Raw genomic sequence first — 17,693 nt, 5'->3', positions numbered from 1 at the left:
TCCGCCGTGCCCTCTACTATCGTCCTCGGTTGATCGGGGCGCTCATCGGTGGGGCTGCTCGCCGAGGTGTGATCTCGCCGGTGGGGATGGTGCGCAGTGGGCGGAGCTCGAGGAAGTCGGGGCGGAGGATGCTGTGGGCTGGCGCCGCCTGAGTACTGTTGTTGCCAACTATTGCAGTTCCATGTAACGACTGTCTAACTATCAGCGCCACGGTCTCCTAAACGATGTTCTCATAGACGTTTCAGGGTTAATGTAACGGCATGAGGAACAATCAATGTGTTATCTGCGAGGCCCCGTTCACCGATGAGAACCCTGCGGTGCGTCCGTCCTATCCCCAGCAGCGGAAATCTCCCCGACATGCGTGGAAGCCGGCCCGCGGCGTCGATGTGGTCGTCTGCGAGGGGTGCGCCAACACCGACAGGGCCGGCGCCGACTCCACGACTGGGCTCTGGTCCCTCTTAATGAGGCAGTTCACGCTCGAGGAGGACTGGGCGCTTGAACATTGCGAAGTGTGCGCGGTGCCGGTGAAGCTGCGCCGTGGCACCCGCCGGAAGTTCGCCACCTGCTCGAACAGTTGCCGCCAGAAGATCTACGCCGGCGCCGAGGAGCAAAATGAGCGTCCATGTGCGCACTGCGGGGAACTGATGACCGGACGGGCGGATCGGCGCTACTGCTCGTCTCGGTGCAGAGTTGCAGCGCACCGCGAAGTCCCGGAAATTGGTAGCAAGCCCTCCGAGCGGCCGCCGAGGTTTTCGATGGACCGCGTCCTCTCCAACCTCGTGGCGGAGATGCGGGCTGTCGAGTCGAGCGCCGGCTACATGGACTTCAGCGAGATCAGCCCCGAGCGAGCGGAAATGTACTTCTCCGAATCCTCCAAGGGGTTCAAGGTGCTCCGAGCAATCATGCGCCGGTTGGAACAGCGGGCAGCAGAAGAAGGATGAACCCCCGCCGGGGCTAATCCCCATCACCCCCACGAGCGCGAGGGGCCGCAGGGTGGAGGAAATCTCTAGGAGATTCCCTCCAGAGTCGCCGCCATGGGCGCGAGGGATGCATGGGGACCATCTTGCTGGCGTCAGCAACATGTTTCTCGTCCCCACGTGCTCAAAGGATGGATCGCTTCCGGCCGGTCGGCCGGAAGCGTATGCCCCGAGGTAATGACGAACCTGTTAATAGCGACTCAGCATGGGCGCAGCGGCTCAAGGAGTGGGGAGCAGTTCTCGACTTCAAGCCCGACATCGCGGCGTGATGTCCAGCACCTCGAAGCAGGCCCTTGTGGGCTGGGTGCGGGAGCAGGACGAGTCTGTGGCTGAGGCTGTGGAGCGGGCATGGAGGGATGAGGTGCCGGCAGCCCATGAGAACGGGGCAGTCGGGCGTGGACGCCCTTCCGATAGGCCTGGTGCCACCAGAGCTAACAGCGAGGCCGGACATACCGCCGACTCCATCCTCGCCCGCCTCAAGCGTGACGATGACACCCTCGCCCAGCAGGTCATCGACGGGGAGATCACCGCGAACGCAGCCGCTCAGCGTCGTTTCAGCGGTGCTTTCCGCTGCAAGGGCTTCCCGCGGAGCCGCGCTGCATATCCGCGTCCAACCTCCCGGTCGAACCGCTTGGTTTCGTCCTTCGTCAACGTCTGCATCCGGGCCCGCACCATCTCGTCGGTGACGACCAGCTCGTCGGCGACGTCCTCGATGGAGTCTGCCCACTTCGCCGCGTTGACGAGTTCGTCGAAGTCGATGAGCCATTTGGACGCGATCCGAGTGCACTCGTTTTCCACTGAGGCCACGAGCGCCCCGTTAGGCCCGCCGCCGATTCGTCCATCGTTGTCTGCATCGACGTCGAAGTGTGCGATCTCGTGTGCGAGGGTGGACCGCTCCTCGGTTTGCAGGAGGCGCCAGTCGAGCCACACTTGTCGTCCTGCGAGGTTGGCCACGCCGAGGAGGTTGCCGGGCAGCTCGGTTCGGTGGACGGTGATTCCGCGGTTCTCCGCGTCGACGAACGGATCGTATGCCTTGCTCATGCTGTCCCCTCGATCTCGTCGCGCAGCCGATCGGCGGTCTCGTACTCCTCGAGCCACCGGGCCGCAGCCTCGTCGTCTCCGTGCCGGCTGGCGATCGCCCATTCGATAGATGCGACCTTGAGCCGTGTGATGATGTCTGCGAGTTCCATTCCGGTTCCTTTCCCCAATAGGACCTACGGGCGGGTTTGCAAAGTCCCCATCCCCAAAGAGCCCGCCGCCCCCGATCCACGCTCAGCGACATTCGCGGCATCACCCGTAGACCCCCGGTATTTTCGAGAGTCTTGGGTGTTGCCCTAGCCCCTCGCCTGGCCTGGCGTGGCTCCGACCCCCGGCGCGTCGGTTCGGTGGATGACCGGGCGTTCACTGGTTATCGGGCGTAGGAACGAGAAAGGACCGCCCTGCGGCAATGCAGGTGCAGTCCTCGTGTCAGACCCGATTGGTATGATCGGAGCCGCAGTCAGCTAGCACTGATTGCCGCGCTCCGGGGTGTTGGTAGCACCGCCGGAGCACCACTTTTTGGTTCAGTGGTGGTCATGGTCACTGTCTGATCCGCGTTTCCCCTGGTGAGGAACCGATAAGGGCGATTCCCGCCATCTCCACTTGTGGACTGCCCTCGGGGATCGCTGTCGTCACGCGGACCTCGGGGGCTTTCTCCTGCCCGGATCTCGGGTCTCGGTTCGCGGACCTCGGATCGCGGACCTCGGGTCTCGGGTCTCGGGTCTCGCAAGCGTGCACCATGTGCAGCGCATCGATGCTGCCGGTGCAGGGGTGCGGAGCCGCCCCAGCGGGGAAGCGGCACCCATCTCTCCTCGACCGGGGGATGCGAGTGTTCCTGCACCACGCGGTCGAATCTGCGTCCTTGAGGCCCGGATGCGCTGGAATTCAATTGCATCGATGAGAATCACTCGCATTCGGCTCTCCGCGCACGATTTGCCGGGCCCGAGGCGCCGGCGGTGATCTGCTGAGTGCGTCTCGACTCGACGCATGCGCCACCGGGTCGGAGGCACAGCACACTTCTCCGCAACGCAGCGCACTGCTCCGCACTGCACTTCTCCGCCGCGCACTGCTCCGCGGCGTTCCGCCGTCCGTTTCACGCGGCTCCGTACCCCCTTCTGCGGCGCCATACCCCTCCCGTATCCCCTCCCACGGCCCCGTACCTCCCTCCCGCACGTCGCCGAAGGCGATCAGAGCGATCGCGCCGCCGGACCACGGGATCGCGGTGCGCCCCGTGACAGTGCAGAGAACTGCGGAATCGCTCTCAGGAACCTTCGAAAAGTGCGCTCTCACGTGGGGTTTCATCGGGAACTCACGCAGGTCGACCTGTTCGCGTCGCTGCTTGAAGCACAGGCCCGCGCACTGTAGGTTCGTCTGTGTTCGATGTGAAGTAGCTCATAAGGAGACCCCATGACGATGTCACGCATCCGCTTCCCCCGTCTACCGCGGATGGTGACTGCGGTCGCCGCCGCCACCGTGCTCGCGCTGGCTCCCGGGGTCGCCCCGATCGCCTCGGCCGCCACCGAGGAGTCCACGGAGGGCGCGGTCGACGCCCCGGCCGAGGAGAAGACCCTGCGGATCGCGACCGCCGGCCAGATCGACAGCTTCAACCCCTTCACCACGATCTACCTCACCTCGACGGGCATCAACCGCTACGTCTACGAGAACCTCGTCCAGTACGACGCGAAGGACGGCTCGCCCACCGAGGGCCTCGCCGAGTCGTGGGAGACGAGCGAGGACGGCAAGACCTGGACCTTCACCCTGCGTGAGGGCATGAAGTGGTCCGATGACGAGCCGATCACCGCCGAGGACGTCGTCTACACCTACACCCAGATGATGGAGGACCCGGCGGGCATGGGCGCGGCCAACGGCAGCCTCGTGCAGAACTTCGACACCGTCGAGGCACCCGACGACTCCACGGTCGTCATCACCCTGACCGAGCCGCAGGCGCCGAACCCCGGCACCGAGATCCCCGTCGTCCCCGAGCACGTGTGGTCGGCCAAGGAGGATGCGGTCGGCGACCCGGGCGACACCGACGTCGTCGGTTCCGGCCCGTTCGTCCTCGAGAGCTACGAGCCCAACCAGTCGATCACGCTCAAGGCCAACCCGAACTTCTGGCGCGGCGCCCCGCAGATCGACACGATCCAGTACATCTACTACACGAACTCCGACGCCCAGGTGCAGGCGCTGCGCTCCGGCGAGGTCGACTTCATCACCGGGCTCACCCCGGAGCAGGTCACCGCGCTCGAGGGGGCGGACAACGTCGAGATCAACGCCGGCACCGGCCGCCGCTACACCTCCATCAGCTTCAACTCCGGTGCGGAGACCCCCGAGGGCGAGTCCTACGGCACCGGCAACAAGGCCCTCACCGACGTCGCGGTGCGCCAGGCGCTGCGCCAGGGCATCGACATCGACACCCTGCGCGAGCAGGTCATGCAGGGCTACGCCGACCCGGCGACGAGCTTCATCCCCTCGGCGTTCCCCAAGTGGCACCTGCCGGAGGACGACGAGGCCATCCTCGAGCACGACTTCGAGGCCGCGAAGCAGACCCTCGAGGACGCCGGCTGGACCGAGGGTGCCGACGGCATCCGCGAGAAGGACGGCGAGAAGCTCTCCCTGCGACTCCTCGTCGACTCCGCCTCCCAGCCCGAGCAGGCGATCGGCGAGTTCCTCGGTCCGTGGCTCGCCGACCTCGGCGTTGAGCTCGAGGTCGAGGCGTCCGATGCCGACACGATCTCCAGCCGCACCCTGGCCGGGGACTACGACATGTACATCACCGGCTGGAGCATCAACCCGGACCCGGACTACCAGCTCGGCATCAACACCTGCGCCTCGCGTCCCGACGCCGAGGGCAACGGACCGTCCTCGCAGGACGGCTACTGCAACCCGGAGTTCGACGAGCTCTACGCCCAGCAGCACACCGAGCTCGACGAGGGAGCCCGCGAGGAGCTCGTGCGCGAGGCGCTGCGCCTCAACTACACCGACACCGCGCAGATCGCCCTGTGGTACCCGCAGGCGCTCGAGGCCTACCGCTCGGACCGCTTCGACGGCTTCACCACCCAGCCCGAGGCCGACGGCATGATCGCCGGTCAGGCCGGCTACTGGGGCTTCTACACGGTCGAGCCCGTGAGCGGCGAGTCCGGCGGTGAGTCCGGCGGCCTCGGCACCGGCGCCTGGATCGGCATCGGCATCGCCGTGCTTGCCGGTGTGGGAGTGGTGATCTTCGCCCTCACCCGCCGCAAGAGCGCCGACGACCGCGCCTGATGTCACCGTCCGGCGCCCGACCACCCCGGTGATCGGGCGCCGGACCGCTGTGCTGCGCCCCCTTGGGCGCCGCACCGATTGGAGTCAGAAGTGTCAGCCAACCCCCCGTCCGCCGAGCCGCCCGTCGACCCGCACGTCGACGAACCGGCCGTCGCGGAGCCGCGCACCGCGGCCGGCGAGGATCCCATGCAGGACCCCGCTCCCGGTGCTCCCCAGGACAGCACCGCCCAGGACATCGCTTCCCAGGACATCGACGAGCCGCCGGCCGGCACCTCGTTCCTGGCCTACTTCGGCCGCAAGCTCGGGGGAGCCGCGATCAGCATGCTCATGGTGATCCTCCTCGGCTTCTTCGCGTTCCGGATCCTGCCCGGCGATCCCGTCGCCAAGATCGCCCGCGAACGACCGATGACCGCCGAGCAGGTCGCAGCGCTGCGCGCCGAGTACGGCCTCGACCAGCCGCTCCTCGTCCAGTTCTGGGACTACCTCACCGGCATCTTCACCGGGGACATGGGGGAGAGCTACGTCTACCAGCAGTCGGTGAGCTCGCTCATCGCGCAGTACGCCTGGCCCACCCTGCTCCTCACCGGCACCGCGGCGATCATCGCGATCGTGCTCGGCCTGTGGATGGGGCAGCTCGCCGCCTGGAAGCGCAACTCCCTGTTCGACAAGGCCACCACCGGCACCTCGCTCATCCTGTGGTCGGTGCCGACCTTCTGGCTCGCGCTCATCCTCCTCATGGTGTTCGGCGGCACGCTCCAGTGGCTGCCCACCGGCGGCATGGTCTCGCCCGGCGTCGAACCCGGCACCTTCGCCTACGTCATCGACGTCGCCGAGCACCTCATCCTCCCGGTCATCACCATGGTCGCGGTGATCTACGCCCAGTACCTCCTCGTCATGCGCGCCTCCCTGCTCGAGGAGATGAGCGCGGACTACCTCACCACCGCCCGCGCCAAGGGTCTCAACGAGGACGGCGTGCGCCGCAAGCACGCGGTGCCCAACGCCCTGCTGCCCACCGTCACCCTCGTGTTCATGCACATCGGCGGACTCATCGCCGGCGCGGTGACGGTGGAGACCGTGTTCTCCTGGCCGGGGCTGGGCAAGCTCACCTACGAGGCGATCAGCGGCCCCGACCTGCCGCTCCTGCAGGGCACGTTCGTCGTGTTCTCCGCCGCGATCATCGTGATGAACCTCATCGCCGACCTCCTCTACCGCCAGCTCGATCCCCGCGTCAGGAGGGCCTGAGATGTCCACCGTCCTGTCACCGCGCGCCGTCGCCTTCAACCGCCGCAAGGCCGCCGCCGGACGCGCCTGGAAGATGTTCCTCCAGGACCCGGCCGGCGTGTTCGGCGCCGTCGTCCTCGTCATCGTGTCGCTCATCGCGATCCTCGCGCCCGTCATCGCCGACCGCTCGATGCTCGACGTCACCCAGCAGCTCGACCAGCCGCGCTACGCCCCGCCCTCGGCCGAGCACCTGCTCGGCACCGACAACTACGGCCGCGAGCTGTGGGTGCGGATGGTGTGGGGTGCGCGCGTCTCTCTGCTCGTCGGGCTCGCCGCGACCGCGATGTCGATGATCATCGGCACGATCATGGGCATGGCCGCCGGCCACTTCACCGGGTTCCTCGGCGGCCTCATCATGCGCATCATCGACTTCTTCCTCGTCCTGCCCTCGCTGCTGCTCGCGATCGTCCTGTCCTCCGTGCTCGACCGTGGGGTGTGGACGATCGTGCTCGCGATCGGCATCACCTCGTGGGCGGGCACCGCGCGCGTCGTGCGCGCCCAGACCCTGTCCGCGGAGTCGCGCCTCTACATCGAGCGCGCCCGCGTGCTCGGCGCCGGACACTGGCACATCATCGTCAAGCACCTGTTCCCGGCCGTGCTCCCGCTCGTCATGGCGAACACCACGCTCACCGTCGGGACCGCGATCATCGCCGAATCGACCCTGGCGTTCCTGGGCCTGGGCGACACCACCCAGCAGTCCTGGGGCACGATCCTCAAGAACGCGATGGACGTGTCCGCGGCGACGAGCGGCTACTGGTGGTACATCCTCACCCCGGGCGTCGCGATCGTCATCGTGGTGCTCGCCTTCACCCTCGTCGGCCGTGCCTTCGAGTCGATCGCCAACCCGACCCTGAGGAGCCGCTGATGCAGGAGATCGTCTTCGACGACGTCACGATCCGCTATTCCTCGAACACCCGGCGCGGCGAGATCGCCGCGGTGCGCGGCGTGTCCCTCACCGTGCCCGCCGGCGGCACGCTCGGCATCGCCGGGGAATCCGGGTCCGGGAAGTCCACGCTCATCCTCAGCCTGCTCCGGCTGCTCCCGTCGAACGCGACGCTCACCGGGACGGTGCTCGTCGGCGGCCGGGACCTCGGCGAGCTCAACTTCGGTGAGCTGCGCGCCCTGCGCTGGTCGGACGCCTCGATCGTGTTCCAGGGGGCGCTCCACTCCCTCAACCCGGTGCGCACCGTGGGCCGGCAGATCCTCGAGGCGCTCGAGCTCCACGTCAAGGACGGCTGGCGCACGAAGGAGGAGCGCACGGCCCGGATGCACGAGCTCCTCGCGCAGGTCGACCTCAGCGCCGACAAGGCCAAGGCGTACCCGCACGAGCTGTCCGGCGGGCAGAAGCAGCGGGTGATGATCGCGATGGCGCTCGCCTGCGAGCCGCACGTCATCATCGCCGACGAGCCCACCACCGCACTCGACGTCATCGTCCAGCGGCAGGTCCTCCAGGTGCTCCAGCGTCTCGTCGCCGACCGCGGGATCACCCTCCTCATGATCTCCCACGACCTCTCCGTGCTCGCCGAGGTGTGCGAGCGCCTGGCGATCATGAAGGACGGGGAGATCGTCGAGATCGGCGACTCCGCGGTCGTCTGCGCCGACCCCGAGGAGGCCTACACCCGGCAGCTCGCCGAGGCGTTCCCGACGATCGGGGACCGGTACTCCCGGCTCAATCCGGTGACCCGCAACCCGGCCCGGATCGCCCCCGCCGCCGGGGCCGGTGCCGAGGCGGGAACCGCTGCCGGATCAGGGGCGGGGGCCGGTGCCGGTGCCGGAACCGGTACCGAGGCCGGCACGGGATCCGCTGCCGAGGTCGGGGCCGCACCCGGCGCGGCCGCCGGTGCGGGCGCCGCGGAGTTCACCATGACCGACGAGGTCGTGCTCGAGGCGAAGAACCTCAATGTCTCCTTCTCCGCCCGCGGCCGCCATGTGCGCGCGGTGCGCGACGTCGACCTCGCGCTCCACCGCGGTGAGATCCTCGCCGTCGTCGGCCAGTCCGGCTGCGGGAAGACGACGCTCGCCCGCAGCCTGCTCGGCCTCCAGGAGACCGACCCCGGTTCGGAGATCCGGTTCCGCGGGAAGCCGCTGAGCCGCCGGCCCAAGGACCTGCGCGCCTTCCGCAAGGAGGTGCAGATGATCCTCCAGGACCCGTCCGGCTCGCTCAACCCCAAGCTCAGCGTCTACGAGTCCGTCGCCGAGGGCCTGCGCGTGCAGCACTTCACCGGCGACGAGCGCGCCCGCGTCATCGAAGCGCTGACGAACACGGAGATGACCCCGGCGGAGGACTACCTCGAGTCGATCCCGCAGGAGCTCTCCGGCGGCCAGCGGCAGCGCGTCGTCATCGCCGGGGCGCTCGCCCTCGACCCCGAGGTTCTCATCGCCGACGAGCCCGTGGCGAGCCTCGACGCGTCCGTGCGCGGGGAGATCCTGTCGCTCATCCTCGAGCTGCGCCGCCGGCTCGGGCTCACCGCGCTCGTCATCACCCACGACCTCGGGCTGGCGTGGAACATCGCCGACACCGTCGCCGTGATGTACGAGGGGCGGATCGTCGAGCGCGGACCGGTCGAGGACGTCCTCCTCGACCCCCAGCACGAGTACACGCGCACGCTGCTCGGCGCGGTCCCGAGCTTCCGGCTCGACCGGGTGAGCGAGTGAACGGGGGCACCGTATGAATCGCACCGCCGCCGAGGCGTACCTCGATTCCCCGCCGCTCGTCCCCGGGGACCGGGTGCACCTCATCGCGGCATCGAGCCCGACGGACGCGGCCGGTTTCGACCACGCCCTCGCGACCCTCGAGGGCTGGGGCCTCGAGGTGGTGGTCGGTGAGCACGTCCGGGCCGTCCACCCCGAGCTTCCGTACCTCGCCGGCACCGACGAGCAGCGCCGCGCCGACCTCGAGGCCGCCTGGTGCGACCCGCGCACCTCAGCCGTCATCGCCCTGCGCGGCGGCTACGGGGCGATGCGTCTGCTCGACGGCCTCGACTTCTCCCGCCTCGCCGCCCACGCGACCCGGCCCGACGGCCGACCCAAGCTGCTCGCCGGGTCCTCCGACGTCACGGCGCTGCACCAGGCATGGGCGCACCATCTGCGGGTGCCCACCCTGTTCTGCCCGATGGTCGGCAACGCGGTGTTCCGCACCTCCACGACGATCGCAGCCGACGTCCGCTCCTGGCTGTTCGAGCCATGGCGCGGTCGTTCCATCGCCGGGCCCGAGGCGCGCACCCTCATCCCGGCACCCGACGGCGCGCCCGTGCCCGGCCGGATCACCGGCGGCAACCTCAGCCTGCTCGCCGCCTCGCTCGGCGCGCCGGAGAACCCGCTGCCCGTGGCGTCCGGGACCGGCATCGTGCTCCTCGAGGACGTCGACGAGACGCCCGCCCGCCTCGACAACCTCCTCCTCCAGCTCGTCCGCAGCGGTTGGACGGACGGGGCCCGGGCGGTCGCGCTCGGCTCCTGGGAGGACTGCGGGTCGGTCGCGCAGATCGAGGCGCTCGTGCACGAGGTGCTCGGCCCCCTCGGCATCCCGGTGGTGTGGGAGCTCGGCTTCGGCCACGCCGAGGATGCGCTGAGCGTGCCGCTCGGCGTCGCCGCCGCCCTCCACGCCCCGGCCGGCGGCGCACCCGCCCTCACCCTCATCGATCCGAAGGAGACCCCATGACCGCAGACCGGCAGCCGGACCGCACTCCCGAGAACCCCACCCCCGGAATCCCTGCCCGCGCGCTCCCGGACGTCGACTTCGGCGCACTGCCCGGGGTCGAGTTCTCCGCGCTCGCCTATGACGTCGACACCGGGACCACGCTGTTCTCGCACGCCCCCGAGCGCGTGCTGTCGACGGCGAGCATCGCGAAGATCTTCCTCCTCCACGCGACCCTGCGGATGGTCGAGCGCGGCGAGCTGTCCCTCGACGAACGGCTCCGTCGCCGCCCCTCGGAGCGGGTCGACGAATCCGGGCTCTGGTACCTGCTCCAGCAGGACTCCCTGAGCGTGTTCGACATCGGGATGCTCATCGGTGCATTCAGCGACAACTTCGGCACGAACGTGCTCCTGCGTCGCGTCGGCCTCGACCGGGTCGCTGCGAGCGCCGCCGAGCTCGGGTACACCGACTCCGCCCTCCACGACTTCCTCCGCTGGCCCCGCCCCGCCGGCGCCCCGTCCCGGCTGTCGAGCGGTACCGCCGCGGAGATCGCCGACTTCATGGCCCGGCTCGCCCGCGACGAGCTGTTCGACGCCGCCCATTCGGAAGTGCTGCGCCGCTGGCTCGGGGCCGGCGCGGACACCTCGATGGTCGCCTCGGCCTTCGAACCCGACCCGCTGGCGCACTACTACTACACGCGCGGATCCTGGGTGTGGAACAAGACCGGCACGGATTCCACCGTCCGCTGCGACGCCGGCGTCGCGATGACGCGGGAATCCCGCGTGGCCTATGCGGTGTTCGCCAACTGGGAGTCCGACACCGACCGGGTGCTCGAGGTCATGCCGCTGATGCGCCGCGCCGGTGAGATCATCGGAGCGTACCTGCAGCCGGAGATCTACGGGCGCGCGGCGGACGCTGCGAGTGGTCCCGAGGACCCGCACCGCACCCCGACGGAGGACTGACATGATCGACGTGTTCGACGGCCACAACGACCTGCCCTGGCACCTGCGGGAGACGCGCGGGAGCTCCGTCGCGGACCTCCACGACGCCGCCGTCTCGCCCTTCACCACGCTCGGGCAGCTCCACGACGGCGGGGTGAGCGCCCAGTTCTGGTCGGTCTACGTCCACAGCTCGATCACCGGGCCGGCCGCGGTGCGCGCCACGCTCGAGCAGATCGACCTCGTGCACCGGATGGTCGACGCCTACCCGGACGACCTCGTCTGGGCCCCGACCGCCGCGCAGATCCGCGCGGCGACCGGCACCGGGCGGGTCGCCTCGCTGCTCGGCGTCGAGGGCGGGCAGCAGATCGACGAATCCCTGTCCGTGCTGCGGATGTACGCCCGGCTCGGCGTGCGCTACATGACCCTGACGTGGTCGACAACCCACAGCTGGGCGGACTCCGCCACGGACGAGGCGCGCCACGGCGGGCTCACCGACTTCGGCCGGGAGGTCGTGGCGGAGATGAACCGGATCGGGATGATCGTCGACCTCTCGCACGTCGCCCCGAGCGTCATGCACCAGGCGCTCGACATCAGCGAGCTGCCCGTGATCTTCAGCCACTCGTGCGCCTTCGAGCTCAACCCGCACCCGCGCAACATCCCCGCCGACGTCCTCGACCGGCTGCCCGCCAACGGGGGAGTCGCGATGGTGACGTTCGTCCCCTCCTTCGTCACCGACGCCCGCCACCGGTGGGTCGAGGCCGGCGAGGTGGGGGAGCCGCCGGAGGTGACGCCGGCCGATGTCGCCGACCACTGCGACCGGATGCGCGAGCGCGTCGGCATCGACCACGTGGGTCTCGGCGGCGACCTCTGCGGCACCGACACGATGCCCACCGGGCTCGACGACGCCTCGACGTACCCGGCGCTGCTGACCGAGCTCGCCGGGCGCGGCTGGAGCGAGGCCGACCTCCGGAAGCTCGGGTCCGAGAACGTGCTGCGCGCGCTCGAGGCCCACGACGACCGCCACCGCGCCACCACCGCCGCCCACTGAGAGCCGGGTCCGGTACTCCGCGCACCCTAACCCCGCGCCCCGACGCCCTGCACCTCGAAATCCTGCACATCGAGATCCCGTACTGCGAAACCCTGCACCTCGACCGAAAGGCACCGTCCTCCCCATGCCCCGCGTCCTCCTCATCGTCAACGACATCGAGTCCGGCCCCCGGCGCCTCACGCAGTGGCTCATCGACGAGCACCTCGACATCGACGTGCGCGTCGGAGCCGCCGGCACGATCCCCGAACCCGAGGCGCTGGGCGACTACGACTGCCTCATCATGCTCGGCGGCGGGTACATGCCCGACGACACCGCCGGGGCGCCGTGGCTGGCGCGCGAGGCCGAGCTCGTGCGCCGGGCGCTCGGGACGGGGATGCCGCAGCTGGGGATCTGCCTCGGCGGGCAGCTCATCGCGCACGTCGGCGGCGGTGCGGTCGCAGCGAACTCCGGAGCCCCGGAGAAGGGCTCGACACCGATCACCCTGACCGAGGCCGCGACCGCCGACCCGTTGTTCGGCGGCCTGCGGACCCGGACGGCCTTCATCGAGAGCCACGTGGACCGGATCACCCGGCTGCCCGAGGACGCGGTGCTGCTTGCGCGCAGCGAGGCCTGCGAGCTCCAGGCGTTCCGGCTGGGCGAGGCGGCCTGGGGCCTGCAGTTCCACCCCGAGGCCGGCCCGGAGAACGTCCGGAGCTGGAATGCCGACGAGCTCGCCGCGCTCGGCTTCGACAAGGAGGAGCTCATCGCCGCGGCCGACGCCGCGCAGCCGACGACCGAGGTCGACGCGCGCGCGATGATCGCCGGCTTCGCCTCCCTGCTGCGCCACCCCGAGACCTCGATATCCGAAGGTTCCTGAGAGCGGATCCGCAGGAGTTCGCACACTCGGCCGTACACCGGCGACCCGTCGGGGTGAGGCCCGGGTCAGCGGGCGATGCGCTCCCGCCAGGCGGCGAGCACCTCGGGCGAGGTGGGCTTCGAGACGAGCGAGCCGACGACGTAGGCGATCGCGGAGGCGAGCAGACCGAGGTAGATCGCCGGGTTCGCGAAGATGTTCATGGTGGCCATGATGATGATCGTGGTGAGCGAGCCGACGATCATCCCGGCGAGCACCCCGGTGATCGTGCCGCGCTTCCACACGAGCCCGCCGAGGATCGGCACGAATAGGCCGCACACGAGCAGGTTGTAGGCGACCGTGAGGGCTTCGACGACGCTCGGCATGAGGCAGGCGAGGATCACCGAGATGATGCCGAGGCCGAGCAGGTAGAGGCGGGAGTCGCGGACCTCGTCGCCGGTATCCTTGACGAGGTTCTGCGCCAGCGCGCTGCCAAGGCGCGAGCGCGGGACGCCGCGATCGGCGAGCACGGGCTCGACGACGTCCTGCCGGAACACCGTCGAGGCGGCGAGCAGCGCGCCCGAGGACGTCGACATCACCGCCGACAGCGCGGCGGCGAGGACGAGGCCGGCGAGCACCGGGGTCATGGAGGAGTCGACGACGGCGACGAACACGTCGTCGCTGACCTCGATGCCGGGCACGATGACCTGGGCCGCGGTGCCGACGAGCGCGCCGGCGACGGCGTAGAACAAGCAGTAGATGCCGGCCGACAGGCCACCCCAGCGGGCGACGCCGGGGGCCCGCGCGGTGAACACGCGCTGCCAGATGTCCTGCCCGATGAGCAGCCCGAGCGTGTAGATGAGGAAGTACGTGAGGATCGACTCCGGGCCGATCGCCACCGGATCGAACGCGCTCGGGCCGAGCTCGTCGGCGATCGTCCCGAAGCCCCCGGCCTCGGTGATGACGAGGGGCAGGAGGATGAGGAAGATGCCGATGGTCTGGATGATGAACTGGACGAAATCGGTCAGGGTGATCGACCACATGCCGCCGAGCATCGAGTAGATGATGACGACGGAGCCGCCGAGCAGGATCGCCGGCACCCGGTCGATGCCGAGCAGCGCGTGGAAGATCGTGCCGTAGGCGACCGTCGAGGTCGTCGAGATCATCAGGCCGTAGGCGGTCATGATGACACCGGACACCAGGCGCGAGCCGGAGCCGTAGCGCAGCCCGAGCATCTGCGAGACCGTGTAGATCTCGAGGCGCTGGATCTTCGGGGCGAACAGCAGCGACAGGAGCACGATGCCCAGGCCGATGCAGAACACGAGCCACATGCCCGACAGCCCGTACTCGTAGCCCAGGCCCACGCCGCCGACGGTCGAGGCGCCGCCGAGCACGACCGCGGCCATGGTGCCGGTGAACAGCACGGGGCCGAGGCGCCGGCCGGCGACCAGGTAGTCCTCCTGATTCTTGGCGCGCATCCGCCCCCAGAACCCGAAGGCGATCATGGCGGCCAGGTACAGCAGGACGATAGCGACGTCCATGGGATTCTCCTCGGTGCGGCCGGCCGCGACGGGTCCGGCGAGTTGGATCGGCAGGTCAGCAGGTCAGCAGGTCATCGGCCTGCGGGGCTGGGGTCGGTGGGACTGGATCGGTGGGCGCGGAGGCCGGGGCACGGAGGCCGGGGCGCGGCGGCAGGCTCCGGTCAGGCGTCCGCGGAGGGGGCTCGGCGCGGTGCGATGACATGGACGACGGTCGGCCGGCCGGCGGCGAAGGCGTCGGCGACGGCGCCCCGCAGCGTCGCATCGAACTCGGCGAGCGCGCCCGCCTCCCCGGCACCGGTGGGCAGGGCCACCGTGACGCCGTGGGCGCCCATCGACCGGCCGAGCGCGGCGAAGTCGGGGCGGTCGAGCCGGACGGCGAACGGGGGCATGTCGCGTGCGGTCATCTGGTCCTCGATCTCCGCGTAGCCGCCGTTGTCGACGACGACGAAGGGGATCGGGAGCCCGAGCTCGACCGCGGTCATGATTTCCTGGACGGAGAACATCGCCGCTCCGTCGCCGAGCAGCGCGGCCACCGGCCGCTCGGGTGCGGCGACCTTGGCGCCGAGCGCCGCGGGGATGCCGTAGCCGAGCGTCGCGAATCCGGGCATGTAGAGCAGCTGGTCCGGGGTGTGGGCCTCCAGGGCGTGGACGGTGCCGTCGTAGGTCACCTGCGAGGAATCCCCGCCGATGACCACGCCCGGTCCGCCCGCCGCTGCGACGGCCCGGGTGATGCGCGCGTTGAGGCCCGCGCCGTCGAACTCCTCGGCGCACGCCGCGCGGAGCGACTCCGCCCGGTGCCGCCCCGCCGAGGTGCCCACCGGCTCGGGATCGGACCCGGCCTCGGACCCGGAATCCGGCCGGGATCCGAGCCCGGAACCCCCACCGTGTCCGGCATCCTCGCCGAGCGCTGCGAGGAGGGCATCGAGGAAGGCCCCGGTGTCGGAATGGACGAGCACGTCGCCGATGAGGTTCTTGTTGAGCTGGTCGGGGTCGATGTCGCAGCGGATGACCTGCTGCCCGTCGGGGCGCGGGGCACGCACGTCGAGCGCCGAGTCCACGGTGAGGCCGTCGGCGGATCCGGCGGGTCCGGGCGTCGCCGACCCCGCTGCGGTGCCGGGAGCGTTCTGCGCACCGACGGTGCCGCCCCAGAGGTCGGAATCGGCGAGCTCGGTGCCGAGCACGACGAGCACATCGGCGGCGCGGCTCGCCTCCTGCACGGCGCCGAACCGCACGTTCGAGCCCAGCGACAGCGGATGGGCCTCGTCGAGGACGCCCTTGCCGTTGCAGGTCGTCGCCACCGGCGCGTCGAGGCGCTCGGCGAGCGCGGTGAGCCGGTCCGCCGCGTGCCGCGAGCCGCCGCCGGCGACGATGAGCGGACGGTCGGCGGTGCGGAGCAGCTCGGCGGCGCGGGCCACGGTGTCGGCCGTGGGCACCGGCGGCTGCGGCGCGAGCGGCTGCGGGGCGGTACCCCACCAGGGGCCCTCGAGCACGTCGAGAGGCACCTCGATGTGGACGGGCCCGGGCCGCGACGAGGCGAACAGGGCGAACGCCTCGGCGACCGCCTGGGCCGCGCCCTCGGCGGTGCGGGCCCGCCGGGAGGCGACGAGGAGGCGGCTGAGCGCCCCGGAGGAGTCCTTGGTCTCGTGGAGGAGGCCGGCGTCGGCGCCCTCCATGCCGGTGGGCACGCCGGGGGACAGGATGAGCATGGGTCGGGATTCCGCATAGGCGGTGGCCGCGGCGGTGATGACGTTCGTCAGTCCCGGTCCCGAGGTGGTGATGACGACCCCGGGTCGGCCGCTGAGGAGGAAGTAGCCGTCCGCGGCATAGCCCGCCCCCTGCTCGTGGCGCGGGGTGACCGCGCGGATGCCGTAGTGGGGGAGGTGGCGGTAGAGCTCGAGGTTGTGGGTGCCGGGGATGCCGAAGATCGTGTCGACCCCGTGCGCGGCGAGCGTGGCGACGACCGCGAGGCCGCCGTTGCGGTGGTGATCGGGGAGCTCCGTCATGCCCGGCCTCCCGCGAGGTGCTCGGCGACCGGTCCCGACGGCGCCTGGGCGCCGGCCCGTCCGGCGGCCCACAGGGACAGGATCTCGTAGCCCACCTGGGCGGCGGCGAGACCGGTGATCTCCGCGTGGTCGTAGGCGGGGGCGACCTCGACGATCTCCGCGCCCACGATGTCGAGTCCCTGGAGCCCGCGCAGCGAGTTGAGGAGCTCGCGGCTCGTCATGCCGCCGGCCTCCGGGGTGCCGGTGCCGGGTGCGGCCGCCGGGTCGAGGACGTCGATGTCGATCGACAGGTAGACCGGCCGGTCGCCCAGGCGGCGCCGGATGTCGGCGACGATGTCGGGCAGCGGGCGGAACTGGTAGTCGTCGCTGCGGAGGATCCGGAAGCCGAGCACGGCGTCGTCGGTGAGGTCCTCGCTGCCGTAGAGCGGCCCGCGGATGCCCACGTGCATGCAGTGCGCGAGGTCGAGCAGGCCCTCCTCGGAGGCGCGGCGGAACGGGGTGCCATGGGTGTACGGCGCGCCCATGTACGTGTCCCAGGTGTCGAGGTGGGCGTCGAAGTGGAGCACCGCGACGGGGCCGTGGGTGCGGTGCACCGAGCGGAGGTTGGGCAGTGCGAGCGTGTGGTCGCCGCCGAGCGTGAGGAGCTTGGCGCCGTCGGCGCGCAGGGCGTCGGCGGTCTCCTCGACCGTCCGGATCGCGGCGTCGATGTCGAAGGGGTTGACGCCGAGGTCGCCGCAGTCGGCGATCTGCTGGGTGGAGAACGGATGGACGTCCGTGGCCTGGTTGTACGGGCGGAGCAGCTTCGAGGACTGCCGGATGTGGGCGGGGCCGAACCGCGCGCCGGGCCGGTAGCTCACCCCGGCGTCGAACGGGACGCCGAGGATCTTGACGTCGATCGGCGCGCCGGGGCGGGCGGCCTCGACCTCGTCGAGGCGCGGCAGCAGCCCGAAGGTCGGCGGGCCGGCGAAGCGCGGCGTCCGGCTGTAGTCGGCCGGACCGAGGGGTTCGTGGGTGGTCATGGGGTGCCTCCTGCGGTGCGGGCCGCGAGGATCCGCCCGGGCCCGGCTGGTCATGGGAGACACAGTACTCCACCGGACGTTACTCGTCAGTAGAAAGGCTCCGCGGTGTGTCACCGGC

At 70.3% G+C, this 17,693-nt stretch carries 14 protein-coding genes; 9 read left to right on the top strand and 5 right to left on the bottom strand.

Going from position 1 to position 17,693, the window contains the following annotated elements; all coding sequences use genetic code 11:
- Positions 1-260: 260 nt before the first annotated feature.
- Positions 261-941 (top strand): hypothetical protein, encoded by a 681-nt coding sequence (locus tag MTQ12_RS00180; protein WP_247422960.1) that lies wholly within the window; start codon positions 261-263, stop codon positions 939-941.
- 579 nt (positions 942-1,520) lie between these two features.
- On the opposite strand, the gene MTQ12_RS00175 is transcribed toward MTQ12_RS00180, so the two are convergent.
- Together MTQ12_RS00175 and MTQ12_RS00170 are read right to left on the bottom strand one after the other, a co-directional pair.
- Entirely contained in the window at positions 1,521-2,018 is a 498-nt protein-coding gene (locus MTQ12_RS00175) for an ImmA/IrrE family metallo-endopeptidase (protein ID WP_247422957.1), read from the bottom strand.
- Complete coding sequence (locus tag MTQ12_RS00170) at positions 2,015-2,167, bottom strand: hypothetical protein (RefSeq protein WP_247422955.1); 153 nt, start codon at positions 2,165-2,167, stop codon at positions 2,015-2,017. The genes MTQ12_RS00175 and MTQ12_RS00170 overlap by 4 nt, the downstream gene beginning before the upstream one ends.
- 1,255 nt (positions 2,168-3,422) lie before the next feature.
- Between MTQ12_RS00170 and MTQ12_RS00165 the strand changes: the two genes are divergently transcribed.
- From MTQ12_RS00165 to MTQ12_RS00130, 8 genes are all read left to right on the top strand, one after another.
- A complete protein-coding gene (locus MTQ12_RS00165; protein WP_247422954.1) occupies positions 3,423-5,276 on the top strand; it encodes an ABC transporter substrate-binding protein in 1,854 nt (617 codons plus the stop codon).
- 90 nt (positions 5,277-5,366) lie between these two features.
- A complete protein-coding gene (locus MTQ12_RS00160) occupies positions 5,367-6,518 on the top strand; it encodes an ABC transporter permease (protein WP_247422951.1) in 1,152 nt (383 codons plus the stop codon).
- A 1-nt stretch (position 6,519) separates the two neighbouring features.
- Positions 6,520-7,422, top strand: a complete 903-nt coding sequence (locus MTQ12_RS00155; RefSeq protein WP_175406901.1) for an ABC transporter permease — start codon at positions 6,520-6,522, stop codon at positions 7,420-7,422.
- Positions 7,422-9,212 carry an ABC transporter ATP-binding protein gene (locus MTQ12_RS00150; protein WP_247422948.1) on the top strand — a complete coding sequence of 597 codons (1,791 nt, stop codon included), beginning with the start codon at positions 7,422-7,424 and terminating at the stop codon, positions 9,210-9,212. The genes MTQ12_RS00155 and MTQ12_RS00150 overlap by 1 nt, the downstream gene beginning before the upstream one ends.
- 13 nt (positions 9,213-9,225) lie before the next feature.
- Complete coding sequence (locus tag MTQ12_RS00145) at positions 9,226-10,215, top strand: LD-carboxypeptidase (RefSeq protein WP_247422946.1); 990 nt, start codon at positions 9,226-9,228, stop codon at positions 10,213-10,215.
- Complete coding sequence (locus MTQ12_RS00140) at positions 10,212-11,153, top strand: serine hydrolase (protein ID WP_247422944.1); 942 nt, start codon at positions 10,212-10,214, stop codon at positions 11,151-11,153. The genes MTQ12_RS00145 and MTQ12_RS00140 overlap by 4 nt, the downstream gene beginning before the upstream one ends.
- Before the next feature lies 1 nt (position 11,154).
- A complete protein-coding gene (locus MTQ12_RS00135) occupies positions 11,155-12,180 on the top strand; it encodes a dipeptidase (RefSeq protein ID WP_247422942.1) in 1,026 nt (341 codons plus the stop codon).
- 124 nt (positions 12,181-12,304) lie between these two features.
- A complete protein-coding gene (locus MTQ12_RS00130; RefSeq protein ID WP_247422940.1) occupies positions 12,305-13,036 on the top strand; it encodes a type 1 glutamine amidotransferase in 732 nt (243 codons plus the stop codon).
- A gap of 65 nt (positions 13,037-13,101) precedes the next feature.
- Here the strand turns inward: MTQ12_RS00130 and MTQ12_RS00125 are convergent, their stop codons facing one another.
- The 3 genes from MTQ12_RS00125 to speB form a co-directional block, all read right to left on the bottom strand.
- Positions 13,102-14,553: a sodium:solute symporter gene (locus tag MTQ12_RS00125; RefSeq protein ID WP_247422938.1), complete on the bottom strand. Its 1,452-nt coding sequence runs from the start codon at positions 14,551-14,553 to the stop codon at positions 13,102-13,104.
- A gap of 161 nt (positions 14,554-14,714) precedes the next feature.
- On the bottom strand, positions 14,715-16,556 hold the full coding sequence (locus MTQ12_RS00120) for a thiamine pyrophosphate-binding protein (RefSeq protein ID WP_247422936.1): 1,842 nt from the start codon (positions 16,554-16,556) through the stop codon (positions 14,715-14,717).
- Positions 16,553-17,575 (bottom strand): agmatinase, encoded by a 1,023-nt coding sequence (speB, locus tag MTQ12_RS00115; RefSeq protein ID WP_247422934.1) that lies wholly within the window; start codon positions 17,573-17,575, stop codon positions 16,553-16,555. Before speB ends, MTQ12_RS00120 begins: the two co-directional genes overlap by 4 nt.
- Positions 17,576-17,693 lie beyond the last annotated feature (118 nt).

The organism is Brevibacterium sp. R8603A2 (assembly GCF_023072605.1).
Lineage (GTDB): Bacteria > Actinomycetota > Actinomycetes > Actinomycetales > Brevibacteriaceae > Brevibacterium > Brevibacterium pityocampae.
The sequence above is the reverse complement of the archived record's forward strand: the minus strand, read 5'-3'. Positions and strand labels throughout refer to the sequence as shown.